Source organism: Pandoraea sp. B-6 (assembly GCF_000282835.1).
Taxonomy (GTDB): domain Bacteria; phylum Pseudomonadota; class Gammaproteobacteria; order Burkholderiales; family Burkholderiaceae; genus Pandoraea; species Pandoraea cepalis.
Map to the genome: position 1 here is coordinate 94978 of NZ_KB290536.1, position 22899 is coordinate 117876.

Consider the following 22899-nt stretch of genomic DNA (forward strand, 5'->3'; position numbering starts at 1 on the left):
AGCCCGCGCCCGTACTTGCTGCGCGGTGGATATTGCAGCACCTGCGCGAATTCCTCCATATGCACGCGCCGTCCGTCGGGCAGCCGGTCGAAGCGCGGCACGGCGAGGATATGTTCGAACGGTACCTGCTCGGGCAAGTCGGCATCGCGTCGCGAGATGATTTCGGCTTTCGCGCAATCGAGGCCGAGGGCCTCGCACAGTCGGTAGCCGGTGAATTCGTTCTCCACGAGATCCGGGTGGCGCGTCGTCGGCAACTTTAGAATGACCGAGCCCGCGCGCCCCTGGCGCTTGACGACGTAGCGCCGTCCATCGCGAACGGCTGAGAACTTGGTCACCACGCCGGGTAGCGATGCGGCGTCTTCCACCGGCGTATCAACGAAACCGGGTTCCACCATTTCCAGACCAAGCGCCGTGTGCCAGCGATGCACGATGTCGGGCACGCCCTCGCGCAAGGGCACGGGCTCGACCTCGAGTGCCCCCATCAGGTCGTGTCCGGCGGCGGCGAGCAGTTCGAACTCGTCGTCGGGGCTGCAGCGGCGCTCGGCGGCGAGTCGTTCGCGGTTATGGCCCTCGGGCAGCAGGTTCTCGAAATACATCGGCCAACGGCCGTCGGTGCGCACGAGACGCGCATCGTGGGGCGACGCGAGAATGGCTCGCGTGGCCGTCTCGTTGGCGCCGCGGTAGGCCAGGGAGAGCGCCGGCCGCTGGGCGTCGGCGATGTAGTCTTCATCGAACGACATGCGCAGGATGTCACCGTACTGCGACAGATAGCCGATGGGGCGGCGTGTTCCATCGGGCATGTGCAGGTACGCGCGCAGGTATTTGATGTTCATGAGCAGTGGCGTGATCCCATGGCTGGTTAGCCGGCAAGCGTCTCGACGATGGAGGGCGGGGCGGCGATGCCGCTGGGTTGCGCGAGGTATTTGCCGCCGGAGCGAAGAAAGGCTTCGACCTCCTGTCGCAGACCCGCCGGTACCAGCATCGGTTCGAGGCCGAGGGCGCGCGCGGCCTCAAGCACGGTCGACAGGCGCGGATCGAACGCGCCAGACTCCACTTTTTGTACGGTCATGCGTGACAACCCCGCCTGATCGGCGAGTTCCGCCTGCGTCAGGCCGGCTGCCTTGCGTGCCGCGATCAGCGGTGCAATGAAGCTCATCATGATGTGCTTTTGCATGGAAAAGATGCTTTATCTTAGCATTTTCTCAAGAGAATTTCCATGAAAGCTAATAATGATGATCTTTTATTGTTAAAAGATTGTTATTGTTATCATCAATCCTCGCGACCCGCATGCACCTTGCCACGCGTTGCCTTGACGCGGGCGCGACCTTGTTTGGCGTCTCGTCGGCGGACTTGACTGCCGAGCGTGGGCCGGGTCGGAACCCGCCGACGCGGCGCTACGGCTGCCGCATCGACCAGCGCCTGCAGACGCGCAAGGGCATCGGCCCGGTTGAGTTCCTGCGAGCGATGCTGCTGTGCCTTGATGACGATCACGCCGTCCTGAGTGATGCGCTGGTCGAGCCGGGAGAGCAAACGCGATTTGACATCGTCGGGCAAGGACGAACGCATCACGTCGAAGCGCAGATGGATGGCGCTGGAGACTTTATTGACGTTTTGGCCGCCGGCGCCCTGGGCGCGCATGGCAGTGAGTTCGACGTCTTCGGGAGCAATGAGAATGCGACGGTTCATGGGGCAAGGATACCGTTCTCACCGTCTCGCTCACAAGCGCGCCGAACGACGGCGCCGTGCCAAGGTGAGCGTGGGGTGAGCGTGGGGCGAGACTAGGGCAGCGCGCCGGAGGCGCCGATCAAACGGTGCCTTGACCGACGGGCTGGAGGTTTCGGCCGTGACCGCGCTTCGATGCCTCCGCGTCTGTATCCCCGCCGGTCGCCGCGTCGGCGCGCACCGAGAACCCGAACGTATTGAGACCGTTGGCGCTATGGGCCCAGACCGTGCCGCCATGCATGTCGGCAATCGCCTTGACGATGGCCAGCCCCAGGCCATGATTCTCGCGGCTGTTGGTGCGCGACGCCTCCGCCCGGTAGAAGCGGTCGAACAGGTGCCGCAGCACATCGGGCGAAATCGACGGGCCGGGATTCACGACATCGATGCACACGGTGCGGGCGTCATCGGCCTGGATACGCAGGTGAACACCAATGTTCGCGCCCGGGGCGCAATGCTCGATGGCGTTCATCACCAAGTTGGCCAACGCCCGACCGAACAGCGCCTTGTTCACTTGAGCGACGGCGCTCCCTTGCAAGCGGGCCGTGACCTGTGCCTCTTCCAGCAAAATCTCCAGAAACTCCAGGGTGTGCGCCGCCTCGCTCGCGAGCGACGCCGTGCTCAGCCCCGTGGCCCGTTCGCCCTGATCGGCACGCGAGAGGAACAGCATGTCGTTGATGATCGTGCGCATGCGCCCCAGCTCTTCCAGATTCGATTGCAGCAACGCTCGCAAATCCTCGACCGGTCGCTCTCGCGTGAGCGCCACTTCCGTCTGCCCGATCAGAATCGTCACTGGCGTACGCAGTTCATGCGCAACGTCGGCATTGAACGATTCCAGGCGTTCGTACGCGCTATCGAGTCGCGCCAGGGCGCCGTTGAAAGAATGTGCCAGATCGTCGAGTTCGACGGGCAATGAACGCGTGTCGAGCCGTTGCGAACGGTTGTCAGGGCGGATCTCGGACGCTTCGCGCGTCAGGCGTGTGAGCGGCGCCAGGCCCAGTCGTGTCGCGCAATAGCTGAGCAGCAGCACGCTCAGGCAGCCTAGCGCGGAGAGCACCGCGAGTCCCAGGCCGAAGGCGCGCAACGTGCGCTCGTTGCGCGAGTAGCTGGCGGCCACCTGCAGGGTGACGGCCGGACGCGTGCCATAGGGCGGCAGGATCTCGCGCGTGCTCAGCATGTCGTCGCCCCCGCCATCGGGGCGTAACCGAACGTAGCCGTTGGCCAGGCGTTTGACGAACATGCCGGTCAAGGGCTTGCCGAACGTGTAATTCGGGTCGTCGCTCGTCACCGCATAGGTCGTGGCACCGTCGCGCGGCGTCATGTCGCTGAGCTTTTCGCGCACGATCTGCCACTTCTGCGGCGTGGCGCCGTGATAGACGATGATGTGGGCGATCTGGGCCCGATCGTCGAGCGATTCGCGCAGATGCCGCTCCAACTGGATGCGCAGCATCAGGAAGAGGCCGGCCCCGACCATGGCGAACACCGACAGTGCCACGATCGCGAACATGGCGGCGAGGCGGCGGGAGATCGAATGGCTCACGATGACAATGACATGGCAACGACGCGCGGCACTCAGGCCTCGCGGACCTCCAGCACGTAGCCCATGCCACGCACGGTGTGCAGCAACTTGGACTGGAACGGCCCGTCGAGCTTGGCACGCAATCGCTTGATCGCGGTCTCGACCACGTTCGTGTGGCTGTCGAAATTGACGTCCCAGACGAGTTCGGTGATGGCCGTCTTCGACAGGATGTCGCCTTGCCGGCGCGCGAGCACCGACAGCAACTGGAATTCCTTGGCCGTCAGATCGAGCCGCTGGCCATCGCGCGTGGCGCGGCGACCGATCAGGTCGACGTAGAGGTCGCCGACCGAGACCAGCGTTGATTCCTGCACTCGCGTGCGACGGGCGAGGGCGTGCAGGCGCTCCACCAGCTCGATGAACGAGAAGGGCTTGGTCAGATAGTCGTCCGCACCTTCGCGAAGGCCGCGCACGCGGTCGTTTACGTGATCGCGGGCCGTGAGCATGATGACGGGCGTGGACTTGCGCTCGCGCAGCGCGCCGAGCACGGCAAAGCCGTCGCGCTTGGGCAGCATGACGTCGAGCACGATCACGTCGTAGTCGAATTCCAGCGCCAGATGCATGCCTTCCTCGCCATCGAGCGCGACATCGACCACCCAGCCTTGCTCGGTCAGCCCGGCGCGCAGGTAGTCCACGACCTTGTGTTCGTCTTCAACGATCAATACTTTCATCTCGCCACCTCATCTTTGCGCATTATACGAGTCGGCGCCGGGCTCCGACGGTTGCCAGCCGCCGCCCAGCGCCTTGACCAGCGCCACCGACAGGACCCATTGCTGAGCACGGATCTGAACATCCTGGCGCTCGCTCGCCAGGCGCCCCTGCTGCGCCGTGATCACACTCAGATAGGCCGTGAGCCCGCCCGAGTAGCGGTCGTTGGCCAGACTCAGGAGTCGTTGCGCGTCGACGACAGCCGCGTGCGATTCGCGCGCGGCGGCGTCGAGCACCGACAGGCCGGTCACGCCGTCCTGCACCTGCTGGAACGCGGAGAGCACGGTCTGTCGGTAATTCGCCTCGACGGCACGGTATCCCGCACTCGCAAAGTCCACATTTGCCTGACGCCGACCGCCGTCGAAGACCGCTTGCGTGGCGAGCGTGCCCAGCGTCCAGAGCAGACTCGGCGCCGAGAGCAGATTGGCGAATTCCGTGCTCTGCCAACCGATGCCTGGGTTGAGCGTGAGGCTGGGGAAGAACGCAGCCTTCGCCACGCCGATCTGGGCGTTTGCCGCCGCCATGGCGCGCTCGGCCGATGCCACGTCCGGGCGGCGCTGCAGAATGTCGCTTGGCACCCCGACCGGAATCACCGGCAGCGTGGCGGGCAGCGTCCCCGCCGGCACCGAAAACGCCGGGGCGGGCACGCCGACGAGCGCGGCGATCGCATGCTCGTATTGGTCGCGTTGCTGATGCAGCAGACGCGCTTGTACCCGCGTGGTGTCGAGTTCCGATTGTTGTTGAAGGACATCCAGACCCGACACGGCGCCAAGATCGTGCTGCGCGCTCACGTAGTCGAGCGCCTTGCGTTGCAGCGCGACGGATTCGTCGAGCACCTTGATTTCGTCGTCGGCGGCCCGTAGCTGGACGTAGGCGGTGGCCAGCTGTGTCGTGAGCACCAGACGCGCGTTGGCCAGATCGTCCCCCGCCTGTTCGGCGGAGGCGCGCGCCCCTTCGACCTGACGACGGAGGCGGCCGAACAGATCGGTGTCGTAGCTCACACCCAGACCCGCCTGCACATTGTTCTGAACAGTCGACATGCTGGTCGACGTATAGCTCGTGACCGGCCGGTTTGCCGAGACGCGCTGGCGCGCCAGACCGACCGACGCGTCGACTTCCGGCAGCCGTTGTGCCGAGGTGCCGGAGAGCGTCGCCTGGGCCTGGTCGTAATGCGCCACGGCGGCGGCGAGCGTCTGGTTCTGCGCGAGCGCCTGCACTTCGAGCGCCTCCAGCACCGGGTCGCGGAAAGCCTTCCACCAATCCGGCTGCAGCGCCGCGTGCGCCGGCTGGGCGAGCTGCCACCCGGTGTCCGTCTTCCAGTCGGGCGGCACCGCGACGTCAGGCCGACGATAATCGGGGCCGATCGCACACCCACCGAGCAATGTGGCGACGGCGAGCAGCGCGATGCCAGAGCGCGCGCCGCGCATTGGGGCGTTCACGACTGGCCCCCTGGCGCCTTGCCTTCGGGTTTGGCCGCCGGGGCGGTCTTGACCGCCAGCGCTTTGGCCTGCACCTGATCGCCGTCGTCGATCGAATCGCTCGGATTGACGATGACACGGTCGGTCGGGGAGACCCCGGCAGACAATTCCAGCGACTGTCCCAGATCGCGCGCGATCGCAATCTTGTGGAGATGCACGACACCCTGGTCGTCCACGACCGCCACGCGCGGCCCCTCGGCGCGGAACAGCAGGGCGTTGGCCGGCACGCTCAGATGGGCTTGCACGGCGCTTGGCAGCGCAAGCTGCACATAAGCGCCTGGGCGCAGCCTTCCGTCGGGATTGGGGAGGGCGGCGTCGATTTGCAGCGAGCGGGTCGCCACGTCGATGGCGCCGGACACATGCGTGATCTTGCCTTGAAAGTGCATGCCGGGCAGTTCGGCTTGCGTCACGACCACGGGCTGACCGACGCTCACGCTCTGTGCATAGGCCTGCGGCACCTGCACGGTGACGCGCAGCGGATCCGTCTGCGCCAGCGAGAATAGTGCGCGGCTGTTGCCGCTGCCCGCATCGATGAGATCGCCGATGTCGACGTTGCGCTGGGTGATCACGCCGTCGAACGGCGCGACGATTCGCTTGAAAGACTCGAGTTGCTGGAGCCGTTTGACATTGGCGTCGGCCGCCGCCAGGTTGGCGATACCCTGCGTGTACGTGCTCTGGCGCTCGTCGAGTTCCTGCTGCGAGACGGCGTCGCGCTGACGTAGTTGCTGCCAGCGCGCGAGCGAAGATTTCGCAAGTCCAAGGCTGGCATCGATCTGGTTGCGCTGGGCGATCGCCTGAGCGAGTTCCTGATCGATTTCGGGGGTATCGAGTTCGGCCAGCAACTGACCCTGCTTGACGCGGGCACCGATGTCCACGTATCGCCGCCGCAAATAACCGGTCGCTCGGGCATAGATGGGCGACTCGACCGCGCCGCGCAACGTGGCGGGCAACAGCGTTTCGCTTGCCGGCGTCGGTTGTGGCGTGACGACGCTGACATATTGCAAGGCGTTCTCGGCTGTGGCCTTGGCGACGTCGCGACGTTGCAGCGCATTGGAGATCGTCGTGCGTGCCGCACCGGCCGCGAGCAACACGGCCACAACGATCAACACGCGCCTGGCGCGCCGGAATTCGCCCTGTCGCGGGGGCAACTGCCGGCCGTCGGCGGAATTGTGTTCGGGAATGGCCAGTTCGGCGTGATGTTTTTCGGTCATGGGGGGCCCCCGTCAGGATGGGGTATTGGGTTCGGCACGGCGTGCCTTGCGTCGCGCGAGTCGCGTATGCACGCCGGCGAAGACCAGCGGCACGAAGAAGAGCGTCGAGACCGTGGCAAACAGCAGGCCGCCGATCACCGCGCGGCCCAACGGCGCGTTCTGCTCGGCACCTTCGCCGAGACCGAGGGCCATCGGCACCATGCCGATCATCATGGCGAGCGCCGTCATCAACACCGGACGGATTCGGCTCGCCCCGGCTTCGAGCGCCGCTTTGAGTGGCGCCATGCCCGCTTCCATGCGCTGGCGTGCGAAGGCCACCACGAGAATGCTGTTGGCCGTGGCCACGCCCATCGTCATGATGGCCCCCGTGAGCGCGGGCACCGAGAGCCGTGTGCCGGTCAGGAACAGCATCCAGACGATGCCCGCGAGGGCGGCGGGCAGGGCACTCACGATGATGAGCGGATCGACCCACGACTGGAAATTCACCACGATCAGTAAATAGACGAGCACGATGGCCATCGCCACGCCCAGGCCCAGCCCAAGGTACGAGCTTTGCATCGTGCTGACCTGGCCGCGTACCGTGATCTGGCTGCCGCGCGGCAAGTCCGTGCGCGCCTGGGCCACGAGCCGGTCGATATCGCGCGCGACGCTTCCCAGGTCCCGGCCTTCCACGCTCACGAAGATGTCGATCACCGGCCGGATGTTGTAGTGGCTGACCACCGCGAAGCGCTGCGTCGGCTCGACCGTGACGAAGTTGGCGAGCAGTTGCGGCTGGCCGTTGTTGGTCGTGCCCGCCACCGGCAGACGCAGCAAGTCGTCGAGGGAGCTGATACGGTACTGCGGCGATTGCACCGACAGGCTGTACTCCACGCCGTTCTGCGGATTGAACCAGAAGCCCGGCGACGTCTGCGAGCTGCCGGAGAGCGAGATCAGCACGTTCTGGGCGACGGCGTTGGCGTTCAGGTTCAGCTGCTGCAAGCGCGTGCGGTCCATGTTCAGGTGGATCGTCGGCGCGTTGATCCGTTGCTGGATATGCGTGTCGACGGTGCCGGGCACCTGTCGCACCTGCTTGAGGAGCTTCGTCGCGGCGTCGAAATTCGCCAGTTGTCGAGCGCCGCTGATCTGAATGTCGATGGCCGCGGGCAGCCCGAAGTTGAGAATCTGCGTGACGATGTCGGCCGGTTGAAAAAAGAACTCGACGCCGGGGAAGCGCTGCGGCAGCACCGCACGAAGCTTGTCGATATAGCCTGTGCTCGGGTGATGGTCGGGGGTGAGCGCGATCTGAATTTCGCCGTCGAGCGTGCCAATGGTGCCCGCGTTGCTGTACGAGAGATTGATACCGCTGTAGGGCAGGCCCAGGTTGTCGAGAATCGTTTCGAGTTCGTTGGCGGGCACGATCTCGCGCACGACCTTTTCGACTTCATCGGCCAGACGCGCCGTTTCCTCGATGCGCGTGCCGGTGGGCGCGCGCATGTGCAACCGGATGTTGCCCGCGTCCACGCTCGGGAAGAAATCCGCCCCCAACGCGAACACCAGCCCCATCGACAGCACGCAGAACGCCAGGAAACCCGTGGCGAATACGCGCCGGCGTACCAGCAGCATCGAGAGCACGGCGATGTAGGCGGCGCGCATGCGCTCGAAGGCGGCGTCGAAGCGCAGATAGACGCGCCGGAACGCCCCGGGCGCCGCGTTCGGATCGGCCGCGCGGGCGTGTCCCATGAGCAGCATCGCGAGCGTGGGCACCAGCGTGCGCGACAACAGGTATGAGGCCAGCATCGCAAACACGACCGCCTCGGCGAGCGGCACGAACAGGTAGCGAGCCACCCCCGTCAGGAAGAACATCGGTACGAACACGATACAGATGCATAGCGTCGAGACCAGGGCAGGCACGGCAATTTCGCCCGCACCGTGGAGAATCGCCTGGTGCAGCGGCGTGCCCATATGCAGATGGCGCTCGATGTTCTCGATGGTCACCGTCGCGTCGTCGACCAGGATCCCCACGGCCAGCGCCAATCCGCCCAGCGTCATGATGTTGATCGTTTGACCGAGCGCATGCAGCGCGAGCAGCGACGACAGAATCGAGAGCGGGATCGAGATGGCAATGATGCAGGTGCTGCGCCAGTTGCCGAGGAACAGCAGGATCATGGCGGCCGTGAGCGCGGCGGCGATCAGCGCTTCGCGAATCACCCCTTGCACCGCTGCCTTCACGAACACCGACTGATCGAACAGCGCGGAGATGTGCAGATCCGGCGGCAGCGCGGCGCGCGCTTCGGGCAGCAGGGCCTTGAGCGAGTCGACCACCGACAGCGTGGACGCATCGCCCGTCTTCATGACCGACATCAGCACGCCGCGCTGGCCGTTCTGGCGCACGATGTTCGTCTGCGGCGAGAAGCCGGTGCGCACGTGCGCGACTTCGCGCAGATAGGTCGTGGCGCCGTTTACCGTACGCACCGGGATGTTGTTCAGGCCCTCGACCGTGGCCGGCGACCCGTTCATGTCGACGCTGTACTCACGCGGGCCGATCTTCGTTGTGCCGGTCGGCAGGATCAGGTTCTGGGCGTTGACCGCAGCCACCACGTCCTGCGCCGTCAATCCCTTGGCGAGCAAGGCGCGCGTGTCGATGTCCACGGAGATCAGCCGCGTCTTGCCCCCATACGGATAGGGCACGGCGGCCCCCGGGATCGTCACCAACTGCGGCCGCAGGAAATTGAGCGCCGTGTCGTTGAGCGCGGGTTCCGACAGGCTGGGGCTCGACAAGCCGAGCTGCATTACCGGAATCGATGAGGCCGAGTAGCTGATGATGAGCGGCGGCGTGGCGCCCGGCGGCATCTGCTTGACCTGCGCCTGCTCGATCGCCACGACCTGGGCGATGGCCGTTTGGAGGTTCGCCGTCGGCTGGAGGAAGATCTTGATGATGCCGATGCCGGGCAGCGATTGCGACTCGATGTGCTCGATATTGTTGACGGTGGTCGTCAGTCCGCGTTCGTTGCCGGAGATGATCCGGTTGGCGACATCCTGTGCTGCCAGGCCGTTATAGGTCCAGATGACGCTGATGACGGGAATGTTGATCTCCGGCAGCACGTCGACCGGTGTGCGCATGAGCGCGAGCGGCGTAGCGAGCAGGATCAGGATGGCCATCACGATGAACGTGTAGGGCCGCTTGAGCGCAACGTTGACAATCCACATGGTTCAGACGCGCTCGGGCGCAGTCGCAGACTTACGGGGCAAGGGCCGTCCGGAGCGCGTGCGCCATGGCGCGGCACCGGTCCCGGAAGGAATGTCGCCATGGTAGGGGCGCACCCCCAACGCCAAAATGGCGCGAAAGTGGCGAAATTGACAGAAATCTCGGCACCGGCCGCACAGCCTTTTCCAACAAGGCGCTGTGCGTGGTCACGACGAGGGGCGTGGCATATTACGGTGTGTTGCGCTTTGAACGAGACGCGCAAAAAAAATGGCTGGGGGCAACGCGTCCCCCAGCCATTCCTGCCTCGGCGCGGCCGCGCTCAGTTGGCGGCCGGCGGTGTGTCGGTCGTCGGCTTCTCGATGATGACGCGACGGTTGTCGCGCGCGATGACCTTCATCGGCAGACCGAGCGTCTCGAGCACGGTGAACTTTTGCGGGTCGACCAGCGCAAGCGCCTTGGGCGCCGCCATCCAGACGTCGGCAAACTTGTTGAGCGTCGGGATCCAGCTATCCGGCGCTTGCGAGATGCCGAATTCGAGTTCGTCCTGCACCGCGACCATGATCATGGTGTGACGCAGGTAGAACGGCATCGTGTGGTCGAGCGTGCCGACGGAGTAGAACGGCGTGTCCGGTCCCAGGCGATCCATTTCCGCACGCACGGCCGGCACCAGATCGATCCCGGAGCTGCTGCGCCCGAAGGCTTCATGCCCGGAACCGCCGATCATCGCAAACGCCAGCCACGCGCCGGCAAAGGCGACGAGCGCCTGCTTCGTGCTGCGCGTGCTCAGCCAGCGCGCGATGGCGAGGCCGATCAGTCCGGCGACGCTGGCGGCGTAAAGGTAGTACGAGAAGGTGCGGTAGGCTTCGACCGGGTTGCGACTATCGGAGTGATGGGAGAGAAAGACCAGGCACGTCACGATCGTCGCCACGAACAGCACGGCGGACACGACGAGGTGCTTGCGCAGCGACTCGCGCGAGATGCCCGCGAGCCCCAGCCCGATCAGCAGTGCCAGGGCCGGCGCGACCGGCAGCACGTACGACAGCAGTTTCGAGTGCGACACCGAGAAGAAGCAGAAGATGAACACGGCCCAGACCGTGAGCATCAGTACCGGACGGAACCCATTGGCCTGACGCGGTGCAGCGCGCGACGCCGACACGACGCGCGGAATCATCGACAGCCATGGCAGGAAGCCGATGATCAGCACCGGCACGAAGTACCACAGCGCGCCGGGACGATGGTGATCGGGCTTCAGGAAGCGGTTGAAGTGCTCGTTGATGAAGAAGAATTCGAAGAACGACGGGTTGCGCGCCATGACCGCGGCGAACCACGGCACGGTGACGGCGAGCATCACGATCAGGCCGCTCGCAAGGTGCAGACGCTTCCACAGGGCCCAGTCGCGTGAAATCAGCGTGTAGATGATGAGGACCGCACCGGGCAACACCACGCCGATCAGCCCCTTGCTCAGGATCGACAGGCCCATCGCCGCCCAGCACAGCCACATCCAGTTGCGGACCTGCGTGTCGGTGAGCCCGGGGCGTTGCGCCAGCAGCAGCGCGCACAGCGCCAGCCCCATCATGAACGACACGCCCATATCGAGCACGTTGAAGTGGCCGAGCAGGCTCCACAGCGGGGCACTCGCCAGTGCCAGCGCGGCAAAGAAGCCCGCGCGCGCGCCGAACACCCGACGGCCGGTATAACCGACGAGCAGCACGCCGCCGAAACCGGTCAATGCGGTCCACAGACGCGCCTGCCAGTCGCCCAGTCCGAAGATCATGAACGTCAGCGCGTTCATCCAGGTCTGGAGCGGCGGTTTCTCGAAGTATAGATAGCCGTTGTAGCGCGGGGTGACCCAATCGCCGGTCGCCAGCATTTCGCGCGCCATCTCGGCGTAGCGGCCTTCGTCGCTAGGCACCAGATGGCGCAGGTTCAATACGCCGAACCAGACCAGCGCGAATGTGGCCAGCAGCCAGAGCAGGGCGGCGGGAGAGATCGGCCAGGGTTCCAGCCCGGCGTCACGTTGAGGGCGTATGGACATGAATGGGAGGTTTCCGGTCTTGTTGAATGAGGTAAGTGTCGTGAATAAGGCGCATGACGTTCAGGCGCCGGTGTTGTCGGCGGCATCGGGGTTAGGCAGCGTCACACGCACATGCAAGCCGCGCGGCGGAGTCGGACGGGCATCCGCCAGCGTCACCCGACCGCCGAGGCGGTCGACGATCGCGCGCACGATGGCGAGGCCCAGGCCCGTGCCTTCGCCGCCGTGATCGCGGGCCTCGCGTTGGTCGCTCGCGCGGTAGAACGCATCGAATACGCGCTCGCGCTTGTCGGCGTCGATGCCTGGCCCCGAGTCGATCACGTCGATGACCACCTCGGCCGCCGTGGCCGACAGGCGCACGCCGACACTGCCGCCCGCCGGCGTATAGCGCACGGCATTGCCGACAAGATTGCTCAGCAGCGTGACAATATCGCGTTTCGATCCCGTCACGCGCAGCGTGGGGCGGCCGGGCGTGGCCTGCGACGTATCGACCAGGTCGAGCACGATCTGCTTGCGGTCCGCCAGCACGAACACGTCTTCGAGCGCTTCGTGCACGGCGGGCAGCAGCGTGAGCGGCGTGGCGGCGACCGTCGGGGCGCTCTGGGCGCGCGCGAGGGTCAGCAATTGTTCGAGCAGCGCGCGTGTGCGGCGCAGCCCGCTCTTGAGCTTGGTCAGGCGATTGCGCGTCTCGGTATCGAGGGGCACCGGGTCGAGTGCCCGGTCGAGGTTCTCGGACTGAATCACCAAAGCGGTCACCGGCGAGCGCAATTCGTGCGCGGCGTCGGCCACAAACCGGCGCTGCTCGTCGAGCGCCTTGGCGAGTCGCGCCAGCAGACGATTGATCGACACGATGAACGGCTCGATTTCCGTGGGCGCGTCTTGCGCGTCGAGGCCGCGCAGATCGGTATCGCGCCGGGTGTCGACATCGTCGGCCAAGCGCTGCACCGGTCGCCACGCGCGGCGCACCGTCACGACGATGGCGCCGATGAGCAACGGCACGAACCCCACGAAGGGCAGCGCGGTGCGCAGGCCGCTGTTACGCGCAATCTCGTTGCGTCCTTCCGTTGGCTGGGCGACAACGATACGCAGCTCCGGCTCGATAGTGCGCACGAAGGCGCGCCAGGTGTGGTCGCCCGTATTGACCGTGTGAAAGCCGTCGGCCAGCGTGACCGGGAAGCTGCCGCCGAGCCGCTGTACCGTGAGACGGTAGTCGTGATCCTCGACCGGCAGGCCATGCATGGCGCTGTCGGCCTCGGCGAGATTGCGGGTGTCGACGAGCGCGGCGAGTTGCAGCAGTTGATCGTCCTGGAAACGGTAGGCCTCGCGAAAGGCCGCCGCGTAGGAGACGAAGCCCGCGACGATGGCCAGTCCCAGCGCACAGGCCGAGAGCGTGACCACCAGTCGTGACTGCAGCGAACGCATCATGATCATGGCTTGGGCACCAGCCAGCCCGCACCACGGATGTTGCGGATGACGTCCGCCCCGAGCTTCTTGCGAATGGAATGGATCAGGAAGTCGATCATGTTGCTTTCGATCTCTTCGCCCCACCCGTAGAGGCGGTGCTCCAGCGCGTCGCGCGAGAGGATCGTGCCCGGGCGCAGCATCAGCGCGTGCAGCAGGGCGTATTCGCGTGCCGAGAGCACACACTGGTTCTCGCCGTAACTGGCCTGGTGGGTGGCGGGGTCGAGGACCAGCGCGCCGTTCGTGAGCACCGGTGCGGCAACGCCCGCCTGCCGGCGGATCACGGCGCGCATGCGCGCAAGCAACTCGCCCACTTCGAACGGCTTCACGACGAAGTCGTCGGCGCCCAGATCAAGCCCGTGGATGATGTCGTCGGCACCGTCGCGGGCCGTCACCACGATGATGGGCGTGCGTCCTCCCGCCGCGCGGTGCGCCCGCAGCACCTCCCAGCCGTCTCGCCCGGGCAGGCCGAGGTCGAGCAGCATGAGGTCGTAGCTGTGCGCGGCCAGCGCCGCCAGGGCGGCGTCGCCGTCACGACACCAGTCGGCCGCATAAGAGGCGTCCTTGAGCGCCTGCATCATGGCCTCACCGATCATGGTGTCGTCTTCTACGAGCAATATCCGCATGGTTTTCCGAACGCTTCCCGACGTCGCCACGCAGACGAACGCCTGATACCCCGCTCGTCACGCAGGACGGCACGGGCGCACGATAGCGCGCGAGAATTAGGAGAAACTTAGTCCGCGACGAGGTGCGTCCGCGCGACTATGCCATGCAAACCAATAGCTAATCAATGACTTAGCAAGGTTTTTTCACGTAACCTCGCCATGACGGGACCGCATCGGCTTAGTCGTGCGGCATCGCTGAGGCCGGTTGGCGTCGTTTCACAGCGGATCGGGAGACAAATACGGCGACCCAACGCCAGCGGGCCGGCTAGTGCCGGCCCATGCGTTTGAAATGATTGTCTGGCGCCAGACCGGACCCTCTCGAACCCTTTCGCCGGGAGGCCGCTTACTGCGCGCGCAGCGTCTTTGCGGCCGCCACCATGTTTTGCAGTGCCGGAATCACTTCCGCCCACTGGCGCGTCTTCAGGCCGCAGTCCGGGTTGACCCACAGACGCGAAGCCGGAATGCGCTCGGCCGCCTTGCGCATGAGCGACACGATGTGCGCCTGCGTCGGGATATTCGGCGAGTGGATGTCGTAGACGCCCGGTCCGATTTCGTTCGGGTATTGGAACGAATCGAAGGCATCCAGCAGTTCCATGTCGGAGCGCGATGTCTCGATGGTGATGACATCGGCGTCCATGTCGGCGATGGAGGCGATGATGTCGTTGAACTCCGAATAGCACATATGCGTGTGGATCTGGGTGTCGTCCTGCACGCCGTTCGCGGTGATGCGGAACGACTCGACGGCCCAGTCCAGATACGTTTGCCATTGCGCACGGCGCAGCGGCAGGCCTTCGCGCAGGGCTGCCTCGTCGATCTGGATCACGCGCACGCCCGCTCGCTCCAGATCCAGCACTTCCTCGCGAATCGCCAGCGCCAGTTGGTAGCACGACACCGAGCGGGGCTGATCGTCGCGCACGAAAGACCAGTTCAGGATCGTGACCGGCCCGGTCAGCATGCCCTTCATCGGTTTGCGGGTCAGCGATTGCGCGTACCGGATCCACTCGACGGTCATGGCCTTCGGGCGGCGGATATCCCCGAACATGATGGGCGGCTTCACGCAACGCGACCCGTATGACTGCACCCAGCCGAACTGACTGAAGGCGTAGCCGTCAAGCTGCTCGCCGAAATACTCGACCATGTCGTTACGCTCCGCTTCCCCGTGCACGAGCACGTCGAGACCGAGGGCCTCCTGTTCGCGCACGCTGCGGGCGATTTCGGCCTGCATCGCGGCGACATAACCGGACTGATCCAGTTCGCCGGCCTTGAACTGGCGGCGCGCAGCACGGATTTCGGACGTTTGCGGGAACGAGCCGATCGTCGTGGTCGGATAACTCGGCAGGTTCAGCGCGGCGGCTTGCTTCTCGGCGCGCACGGCGTACGGGTGCTGACGACGGCCCAGCGACGCTTCGATCTTTGCCACCGCAGCCTTGACGGCCGGATTGTGGACGCGCGGCGAGGCGCGACGGCTGGCGATGGCGGCGGCATTGGCGGCGAGCTCGGCGCGCAAGGCGTCGCGGCCTTCGTTGATGGCGCGCGCCACGACCGTCACTTCGGCGAGCTTCTGCTTGGCGAACGCCAGCCATGATCGGATTTCGGCATCGAGGTTCTGCTCGCTGTCCAAATCCACCGGCACATGCAGTAGCGAGCACGACGGTGCGACCCACAGGCGATCGCCTAATGCCTGGGCGACCGGCTCCAGCCAGTCGAGCACGGCGGTCAGGTCGGTCTTCCAGATGTTGCGGCCGTTGACCACACCAAGCGACACGACTGCATCCGAGGGCAGGGCGTCGATGACCTTGGCGACTTCGCTTTGGGCATTCACGGCATCCAGATGCAGGCCGTCGACGGGCAATCCGCAGGCCAGCGGCAGGCCAGCGGCAGGTTCTCCTGCAGTTCGCCGAAGTACGTGGCGAGCAGGCGCTTGACCGGGGCGGCGGCGAGCGCGGCGTAAGCTGCCTCGAAGGCGTACTGCCATTCGGTGCCGAGTTCGGTCACGAGGATCGGCTCGTCGATCTGCACCCATTCGACGCCCTGCGCGGCGAGCGTCTCGAGCAGCTTCACGTAGACCGGCAGCAGGCGCGGCAGCAGGGCGAGCTTGTCGCTGTCGTCCTTGGCTTTGCCGAGCCACAGGTAGGTGACCGGGCCGATGATGACGGGCTTGACCTTCACGCCGGCAGCACGGGCTTGCGCGAGTTGTCCGACCAGACGTGAGGCGTCGAGCGCGAATGTCGTGGCGGCGGAGAATTCGGGGACGATGTAGTGATAGTTCGTGTCGAACCACTTGGTCATTTCCCCTGCGGCGACGCCGCCGCAGCAGGCGTCGTGCGCTTCGGCACCATGGGCCGACCGGCCGCGGGCGACGCGGAAGTAGTTGTCCAGCGCATCGCCGTGGAAGCCTTGCACGCGTTCCGGCAGATTGCCCAGCGTGAAACTCATGTCGAGGACGTGGTCGTAGAACGAGAAATCGCCGACGGGCGCCAGATCCAGGGCGGCTTGATCCTGCCAGTGACGCAGGCGCAACGATGCGCCGAGCGCTGTCAGCTCGTCGCGCGACGATTGCCCTTTCCAATACGCTTCCTGACCGAACTTCAGTTCACGCTTCGCGCCAATGCGCGGAAATCCCAGATTGTGTGTCTTTGCCATGGTCTCTTATGACGCTTGTCGCCGGATGAATGAAATCGTGACGACGATCATAGAGGTTCCGATACATGAATGAAAATGGTCTTATTTTGGATTAACGTTAATTATTTTCATGTTCGGGATTCGGCTGACACAGAGCGCGCGCCGGACGCCTTGCAACCCTTCGAGGAGAGCGAGTGTCGTTGAACGAGGGACATGGCCACCCAGCACGCCGACGCTCGGGAGGGGCGTCTGGGGGAACATGCAGGCCGAAGTCGTGGAGGGCTGAGACGTCGGCCGATGGCGAACCGGGCGGATTCGATGGTACGCTCGCGCGGAGCCTGTCCGTCCCTTGACTTCGCCAACGTCATGAAGAAACGTGAATTCCTCGCCGGTGCCGCAGCACTCGGCGCATCGGTACCCGTGTTCGCCAAGGCGCCCGTTCCGCCAGGATCGTCCGCGACCACGCCGCTCGTCACGATCAGTGGTGCTATCGGGCATCACAACCGTGGGCCTGTCGATCCCGCGCTGGATCAACTTTTTCACAAGCAACTGGTGAAATTCGACGCCGCGTATGCGCTCGACTTCGGCATGCTGACGCGCCTGCCCGCGCAGACCATCCGTCCGACGCTGGAATACGATGCCAGGCCCCACAAGCTGCGAGGCCCACGTCTGTCCGATGTTCTTGAGCAGGCCGGCGCCCCCGCCAATCCACAGACGCAGGTGCTGTTGCGCGCCATCGACGGGTATATCGTCGCGACCACGCTGGCGCAATTGCGCGAGTATCGCTTCCTGCTTGCCACGCATCTGGACGACAAGCCGCTGGCACTCGGTGGTCTGGGGCCACTGTGGGCCGTCTACGATCCGGCCGCAATCCCTTTGCTGGCGGGCAAACCGCTTAAGGAACAGTTCGCGCTTTGCCCGTGGGGCATTTATCACATCCAGGTCAACGCCATCACCTGAACCGGCCGCGCGATATCGCGTCGGGTCACGACGTATCGGTTCTCGGGATGGCGCGGGTCAGGAAGCGTCGGCGCTGAAGGCCGGGCGACGCAGGGTGAGACGCTTGGCGATGCGTCCGAACGCGCGCAGTTGTTGCGCCATCACGCCCATCCCATACCGGCGCGAACGGCCTTCGGGGGCGGGGAGTTGGTCGCGAATGCCGGTCGGCTCCACGGCGCGTTCCCAGGAGGCGGTACGGAATACCACGTCCCACCAGGGAACCAGCACGCCGAAGTTGCAGCCGTACCGAGTGCCTTCGTGCCCGTAGCCGATGGCGTGATGACGACGGTGAAACGTCGGGCTCACGATCAGACGTTCGAGCACCGGGCCGTACGGTAGCCGTGCATTCACGTGCTGAACACTCTGCAAGAAATTCCCCACAGCCACGAGCACGACGTATTGCGCGGGTTGCACGCCGATGAACAGCGCAATCGACGCAAAGAAGGCGGCTTGCAGCATGTTGTCGAGGAAGTGGTTGCGGTCGTCCGTCCACATCGACATCTGTTGCTGGCTGTGGTGCACCGCGTGCAGTTCCCACCAGACGCCGAAGCGATGCTGCCAGCGGTGGTACCAGTAGCCCGCGAAGTCGAGCACGATCAGGTAGAGCAGGAACGTCACGAGCGGTTGATCCGTCACGCCCGGGTACAAGCCGTCCAACTGGACGTTCGGCAGCCCGTGGATCACCATCTGGCTCTGCAGCGCGTTAAAGACCGGTTGCAGCACCATGAAGAAGAGCAGATTGAGAATGCCGAGCTTGGCGATCCACGTGTAGATCACGTCGGCGCGCACCTGGCGGCGATCCTGCCACTGCTCGACCGGACGCAACGCCTCGAGCGGACGCAGCAGGGCATACGTTACGCCGATCTGGAAGACTCCGACGAGCACCCAATACAAGGCGTCATAGATATCGTCGGCGTAGCCCATCAGGTTGAAGTGGAACAGCAGCGGCTGCACCCCATCGACGTAGACGAGCGTCTGCGCAGCGGCGATGCCGCTGTCTACGAAGTTGATGGCTTCCTGAATCATCTGGGGTCTCGTCAGTCCGGATTCGGCGAAAGTACGGGCGCGCGATCAGCAAAGAAAATACCATGCGGCGATCGATTGACGGCAATTCGGTCGATGAGTTTGCGCGTCGTCAAGTCGATCACCCCCACATGACGCGCAAACCGGAATGTCACCCAAAGATAACGCTTGTCGGCGGACAATTCCATATCGTCCGGCCCTGGCATCAGGCCGGTGATATCGCCCACCTTGGTCAGCGACTCGTAATCGAGAATGCTGATCGTGCTCTCGACACGGTTGCTCACGGCGATGTGACGGCCATCGGCGAGCGAGCGGAAGTTGTGGGCGCCGCGTCCCGTCGGAATGCGTTTGACGATCTTCTGCGTGCGCCAGTCGACCACGGCCACATCGTCTTCCCCCGTCATGCCGACGAGCAGGTACTTGTCGCCCGGTGTCATCCAGAGCCCCGCAGGCGTCTTGCCAAGCGCCATGCGCCACTTCACCGTTTGCGTCGCAAGGTCGATGGCGGCCAGCTCGCCCGTGTCCTGCACCGTCACGAACACGGTCTTGCTGTCCGATGTGAAGGTCATATGGCTGGGTGTCTTGGCCAGCGGAATGCGCTTGGCGATCGAGAAGTTCTGGCCGTCATAGTGGTACACGTCGAGACGGTCAAGGCGCAGTGCCGTCGTGACGAACCATTTGCGGTCAGGCGAGAACGCGAGCTGATACGGGTCTTCGATGTCCGCGATCTGACGTTGCAGCTTGCCGGTGTTCGGATCGAGGAACATCAGGCTGTTCGAGACCGAATTCGCGACGATCAACGAACGCTTGTCGGGGGTGATCATCAGGTGATGCGGCTCCTTGCCCGTCGGCATGGTGCCGACGACTTTGTGCGACGCCTGATCGATGAGGGAAAGCTGGGCTGCGCCGGAATCGAGCACGATGACGGTGCCGGCATGCGCGGGCGAGAGCGGGAGCATCGCGGCGACCACGACCGAAAGCGTCGCCAGGGTGTGGGCACGGCCGCTCAGCCGGGAAAACTTGAAAGAGAACGCCATGAGAGCCTGAGGTGGGGCATAGGACAGTAACGCAGGGCCGGTAAGCCATGCGTCGATTCCTTCGTTAAACGCGCCACGTGCCCGGCGCGTTGACAGAAAAATGGGACGAGACGGGACGAAACACGGCAAGACGGGATATCGGCGGACGAAGTGGGGAGACAGGGTGCGACATTGGCCGAAACGTGGCGCGAAGCGGCGGGATGCCGCAGTCCGATAAAACTTATCCGCTCCCCAAGCGCGTAGGCTCACGCCGCGTCTTGTCAGGCGGAAGGCGCATCGGCGGGTGCCACGCCATCCCATTTTTCCAGCAGGGCCAGCGCCTCGCGCGTCCAGTCGAGCCAGCCTTGCTCATACCGCACGCCAAGTAACAGAATGTGCCGTTGCAGTGTGGCGGCGCGCGTTAGCGCCTCGTCCGGGGGAAAGTCGCGCGCTTCGATGGCCTGGTAGGCAGCGAGCTTTTGGGCGTGGAGTGCCGCGCGCCGCTGCAATTCCGGCTGCAGGCCGAGCGGCCCGATGGCGGCATCGGCACGCAGTCGCACCATCAGATCGTCGCGCAGATCGGCGGGGGCCGTGGGGGTGGCGGCCCAGTTGAGCAATTCATCGCGCCCGGCGTCGAGCACGCGGTAGACGCGCTTGCGCGTGCGCCCGCCATCCGGCGCAGCCATCGAATCGATCCAGCCGGACGCCTCCATACGCGCCAGTTCGCGGTAGATTTGTTGATGGCTGGCATGCCAGAAAAAGCCGATCGACTTGTCGAAACGGCGAGCAAGGTCGTATCCGGAGGACGATTTCTCCAGCAACGAGGTCATCAGGGCGTGGGCAAGCGGCATGTCCGGCAGTGTAGGGACTCTATTTAGACTATGCAACCAGTTGCATAGTGGGCAACGCCCCCTTAAAATCGCCCTCGAACTATGCAACCGGTTGCATAAACCAAAGACGCGCGAACGACGCGTCATGTGCTTGCCGGGTAGTCCCTGCCAAAACCTGCGGCCCGCGCCGAATGACAAGTGAGACAACGATGAGCGGCTATCCCCACCTGATGCAACCCCTGGATCTGGGCTTTACGACGTTGCGCAACCGTGTGCTGATGGGCTCGATGCATGTCGGGCTCGAAGAGGCGCGCAATGGCTTTGCCCGCATGGCCGAGTTTTACGCGGAACGGGCGCGTGGCGGCGTGGCGTTGATGGTGACGGGGGGCATCGCGCCGAACGACGCCGGTCGGCCCTATGCGGGCGGCGCCAAGCTCAGCACCGGGGAAGAGGCCGAGAAGCACCGTGTCGTAACGCAGGCCGTGCATGCCGCCGGGGGCAAGATCGCTTTGCAGATTCTTCATTTCGGGCGCTATGCGTACCATCCCGATCTGGTCGCGCCCAGCGCATTGCAGGCGCCTATCACGCCCGCCAAGCCGCGCGAACTGACGAGCGACGAGGTCGAGGCGACCATCGGCGACTTCGTCAACTGCGCCGCGCTCGCGCAGCAGGCCGGATACGACGGGGTCGAGATCATGGGGTCCGAGGGGTACCTCATCAACGAATTCATTGCGGCCCGCACCAACCATCGCACCGACGCCTGGGGCGGCAGCTATGAGAACCGGATCCGCTTCCCCGTCGAGATCGTGCGCCGCGTGCGCGAGCGCGTGGGGCGCGAGTTCATCATCATCTACCGCCTCTCGATGCTCGACCTGGTCGAAGGCGGGTCCACCTTCGAGGAAGTGGCGCAACTGGCCCGCGCGGTCGAGGCGGCCGGGGCGACGCTGATCAATACGGGGATCGGCTGGCACGAAGCCCGCATCCCGACGATTGCCACGAGCGTGCCGCGCGCCGCATTCGCATGGGTCACCGGCAAGCTCAAGGGGCACGTCGGCATTCCGCTCGTCACGACCAACCGCATCAACATGCCGGACGTGGCCGAACGCATTCTTGCCGACGGCGAAGCGGACATGGTGTCGATGGCGCGCCCGCTGCTGGCTGATCCCGAGTTCGTGAACAAGGCGGCGGCCGGCCGCGCCGAGACGATCAACACGTGCATCGGCTGCAATCAGGCGTGTCTCGATCACACGTTCAGCGGCAAGATCACCTCATGCCTGGTCAATCCGCGCGCGTGCCATGAGACGGAACTGCGCATCGAGACGGCCGGGCGCACGCGTCGTGTGGCCGTCGTCGGCGCGGGCCCCGCAGGTCTGGCGGCGGCAACCGTCGCGGCGCGGCGGGGACACGACGTCACGCTCATCGAAGCCGATGCCGAGATCGGCGGGCAATTCAACATGGCCAAGCGGATTCCCGGCAAGGAGGAGTTTTTCGAGACCCTGCGCTACTTCCGTCATGAACTGGATGCCGCGGGCGTCAACGTGCAATTGCACACGCGTGCGACGGTGGCGTCGCTGGTCGACGGCGGGTACGACGACATCGTGCTGGCCACCGGGGTCGTGCCGCGTCGGCCTGCTATCGAGGGACTGGATCACCCCAAGGTGCTCAGTTACATCGATGTGCTGCGTGGCGGGGCATCGGTCGGCAAGACCGTCGCCGTGATCGGGGCAGGTGGCATCGGCTTCGACGTGGCCGAGTTCCTCACGCAAGCCGGAGAGAGTGCCACGCTCGTGCCGGCGAAGTTCTACGCGGAGTGGGGCATCGACCCGGCCTACGCGCATGCCGGCGGCCTGCGCTCGCCAGTGCCGCAGACGTCGCCTCGCAAGGTCTACCTGATGCAGCGCAAGACCTCGAAGGTGGGCGACGGACTGGGCAAGACCACGGGATGGATTCACCGCACCGCGCTCAAGCATCGCGGCGTGGAAATGATCCCCGGGGTGACCTATCGCCGGATCGACGACGAAGGTTTGCACGTCACCATCGACGACACGCCGCACGTTCTGCCCGTCGATAACGTAGTGCTGTGCACCGGACAGGAGCCGTTGCGCGAGCTCGCCGAGGGCCTTCGGGCGGCGGGTGCACGCGTGCATGTCATTGGTGGGGCCGATGTGGCGGCCGAACTCGACGCCAAGCGCGCGATCCAGCAGGGCACCGAGGTGGCGATCGACCTGTGACGGTGCCGGGCGAGCGCGGGCGGCGCCAGATCGTTGTGCGACAATGGCGCCTCGTCGATTTCGGCTGCTCGTTTATCGTCCGCCGGCGTTGTCGCAATGCCAAAGCGTGGGCGCCAAGTGCCGGGCGTCACGTGTCCGAGGCAC

Annotated in this window: 16 protein-coding genes and 1 pseudogene; 2 read left to right on the plus strand and 15 right to left on the minus strand. The window is 65.0% G+C overall.

Going from position 1 to position 22899, the window contains the following annotated elements; all coding sequences use genetic code 11:
- The 12 genes and pseudogenes from A985_RS29350 to metE form a co-directional block, all read right to left on the minus strand.
- Positions 1-833, minus strand: an 833-nt coding sequence (locus tag A985_RS29350) for a type II toxin-antitoxin system HipA family toxin (protein WP_369751583.1), incomplete at its 3' end; no start/stop codon positions are given.
- Between the two features lie 26 nt (positions 834-859).
- The gene (locus tag A985_RS0115715) at positions 860-1174 is read right to left on the minus strand and encodes a helix-turn-helix transcriptional regulator (RefSeq protein ID WP_017234356.1); all 315 of its coding nucleotides are present in this window, start codon (positions 1172-1174) and stop codon (positions 860-862) included.
- A 95-nt stretch (positions 1175-1269) separates the two neighbouring features.
- Positions 1270-1686, minus strand: a complete 417-nt coding sequence (gene arfB, locus A985_RS0115720; RefSeq protein ID WP_017234357.1) for an alternative ribosome rescue aminoacyl-tRNA hydrolase ArfB — start codon at positions 1684-1686, stop codon at positions 1270-1272.
- 118 nt (positions 1687-1804) lie between these two features.
- Positions 1805-3259, minus strand: coding sequence for a heavy metal sensor histidine kinase (locus A985_RS0115725; protein WP_083902326.1), 1455 nt, complete (start codon positions 3257-3259; stop codon positions 1805-1807).
- Between the two features lie 32 nt (positions 3260-3291).
- Positions 3292-3966, minus strand: coding sequence for a heavy metal response regulator transcription factor (locus A985_RS0115730; RefSeq protein ID WP_017234359.1), 675 nt, complete (start codon positions 3964-3966; stop codon positions 3292-3294).
- Between the two features lie 9 nt (positions 3967-3975).
- A complete protein-coding gene (locus A985_RS0115735; protein ID WP_017234360.1) occupies positions 3976-5430 on the minus strand; it encodes an efflux transporter outer membrane subunit in 1455 nt (484 codons plus the stop codon).
- Between the two features lie 8 nt (positions 5431-5438).
- The gene (locus tag A985_RS0115740) at positions 5439-6692 is read right to left on the minus strand and encodes an efflux RND transporter periplasmic adaptor subunit (RefSeq protein WP_017234361.1); all 1254 of its coding nucleotides are present in this window, start codon (positions 6690-6692) and stop codon (positions 5439-5441) included.
- A gap of 12 nt (positions 6693-6704) precedes the next feature.
- Positions 6705-9878, minus strand: coding sequence for an efflux RND transporter permease subunit (locus tag A985_RS0115745; protein ID WP_017234362.1), 3174 nt, complete (start codon positions 9876-9878; stop codon positions 6705-6707).
- Positions 9879-10195: 317 nt separating this feature from the next.
- Positions 10196-11911 carry a glycosyltransferase family 39 protein gene (locus A985_RS0115750; RefSeq protein ID WP_017234363.1) on the minus strand — a complete coding sequence of 572 codons (1716 nt, stop codon included), beginning with the start codon at positions 11909-11911 and terminating at the stop codon, positions 10196-10198.
- Between the two features lie 60 nt (positions 11912-11971).
- Entirely contained in the window at positions 11972-13339 is a 1368-nt protein-coding gene (locus A985_RS0115755) for a HAMP domain-containing sensor histidine kinase (RefSeq protein ID WP_017234364.1), read from the minus strand.
- A complete protein-coding gene (locus A985_RS0115760) occupies positions 13336-13995 on the minus strand; it encodes a response regulator transcription factor (RefSeq protein WP_017234365.1) in 660 nt (219 codons plus the stop codon). Before A985_RS0115760 ends, A985_RS0115755 begins: the two co-directional genes overlap by 4 nt.
- Before the next feature lie 382 nt (positions 13996-14377).
- Positions 14378-16677, minus strand: a pseudogene (gene metE / locus A985_RS25760) (5-methyltetrahydropteroyltriglutamate--homocysteine S-methyltransferase).
- A gap of 345 nt (positions 16678-17022) precedes the next feature.
- Here metE and A985_RS0115770 point away from each other — a divergent pair.
- Positions 17023-17616, plus strand: a complete 594-nt coding sequence (locus A985_RS0115770) for a molybdopterin-dependent oxidoreductase (protein WP_026132024.1) — start codon at positions 17023-17025, stop codon at positions 17614-17616.
- 57 nt (positions 17617-17673) lie between these two features.
- On the opposite strand, the gene A985_RS0115775 is transcribed toward A985_RS0115770, so the two are convergent.
- The 3 genes from A985_RS0115775 to A985_RS0115785 all read right to left on the minus strand — a co-directional run bounded on the left by A985_RS0115775 (position 17674) and on the right by A985_RS0115785 (position 20545).
- A complete protein-coding gene (locus A985_RS0115775) occupies positions 17674-18681 on the minus strand; it encodes a sterol desaturase family protein (RefSeq protein ID WP_017234367.1) in 1008 nt (335 codons plus the stop codon).
- 11 nt (positions 18682-18692) lie between these two features.
- Complete coding sequence (locus tag A985_RS0115780; RefSeq protein WP_232424646.1) at positions 18693-19637, minus strand: beta-propeller fold lactonase family protein; 945 nt, start codon at positions 19635-19637, stop codon at positions 18693-18695.
- Between the two features lie 338 nt (positions 19638-19975).
- Positions 19976-20545: a PadR family transcriptional regulator gene (locus A985_RS0115785; RefSeq protein ID WP_017234369.1), complete on the minus strand. Its 570-nt coding sequence runs from the start codon at positions 20543-20545 to the stop codon at positions 19976-19978.
- A gap of 188 nt (positions 20546-20733) precedes the next feature.
- Here A985_RS0115785 and A985_RS0115790 point away from each other — a divergent pair, with 188 nt between their 5' ends.
- Complete coding sequence (locus A985_RS0115790) at positions 20734-22755, plus strand: NADPH-dependent 2,4-dienoyl-CoA reductase (protein WP_017234370.1); 2022 nt, start codon at positions 20734-20736, stop codon at positions 22753-22755.
- Positions 22756-22899: the final 144 nt, after the last annotated feature.

Excerpts from the sequence above, each read along its gene's own strand:
- A985_RS0115760 (WP_017234365.1), bottom strand. The coding sequence starts at position 13,995 with ATGCGGATATTGCTCGTAGAAGACGACACCATGATCGGTGAGGCCATG.
- A985_RS0115755 (WP_017234364.1), bottom strand. The coding sequence starts at position 13,339 with ATGATCATGATGCGTTCGCTGCAGTCACGACTGGTGGTCACGCTCTCG.
- A985_RS0115775 (WP_017234367.1), bottom strand. The coding sequence starts at position 18,681 with ATGATTCAGGAAGCCATCAACTTCGTAGACAGCGGCATCGCCGCTGCG.
- A985_RS0115770 (WP_026132024.1), top strand. The coding sequence starts at position 17,023 with ATGAAGAAACGTGAATTCCTCGCCGGTGCCGCAGCACTCGGCGCATCG.
- A985_RS0115715 (WP_017234356.1), bottom strand. The coding sequence starts at position 1,174 with ATGCAAAAGCACATCATGATGAGCTTCATTGCACCGCTGATCGCGGCA.
- A985_RS0115745 (WP_017234362.1), bottom strand. The coding sequence starts at position 9,878 with ATGTGGATTGTCAACGTTGCGCTCAAGCGGCCCTACACGTTCATCGTG.
- arfB (WP_017234357.1), bottom strand. The coding sequence starts at position 1,686 with ATGAACCGTCGCATTCTCATTGCTCCCGAAGACGTCGAACTCACTGCC.
- A985_RS0115750 (WP_017234363.1), bottom strand. The coding sequence starts at position 11,911 with ATGTCCATACGCCCTCAACGTGACGCCGGGCTGGAACCCTGGCCGATC.
- A985_RS0115730 (WP_017234359.1), bottom strand. The coding sequence starts at position 3,966 with ATGAAAGTATTGATCGTTGAAGACGAACACAAGGTCGTGGACTACCTG.
- A985_RS0115780 (WP_232424646.1), bottom strand. The coding sequence starts at position 19,637 with ATGCTCCCGCTCTCGCCCGCGCATGCCGGCACCGTCATCGTGCTCGAT.
- A985_RS0115785 (WP_017234369.1), bottom strand. The coding sequence starts at position 20,545 with ATGCCGCTTGCCCACGCCCTGATGACCTCGTTGCTGGAGAAATCGTCC.
- A985_RS0115740 (WP_017234361.1), bottom strand. The coding sequence starts at position 6,692 with ATGACCGAAAAACATCACGCCGAACTGGCCATTCCCGAACACAATTCC.
- A985_RS0115735 (WP_017234360.1), bottom strand. The coding sequence starts at position 5,430 with ATGCGCGGCGCGCGCTCTGGCATCGCGCTGCTCGCCGTCGCCACATTG.
- A985_RS0115790 (WP_017234370.1), top strand. The coding sequence starts at position 20,734 with ATGAGCGGCTATCCCCACCTGATGCAACCCCTGGATCTGGGCTTTACG.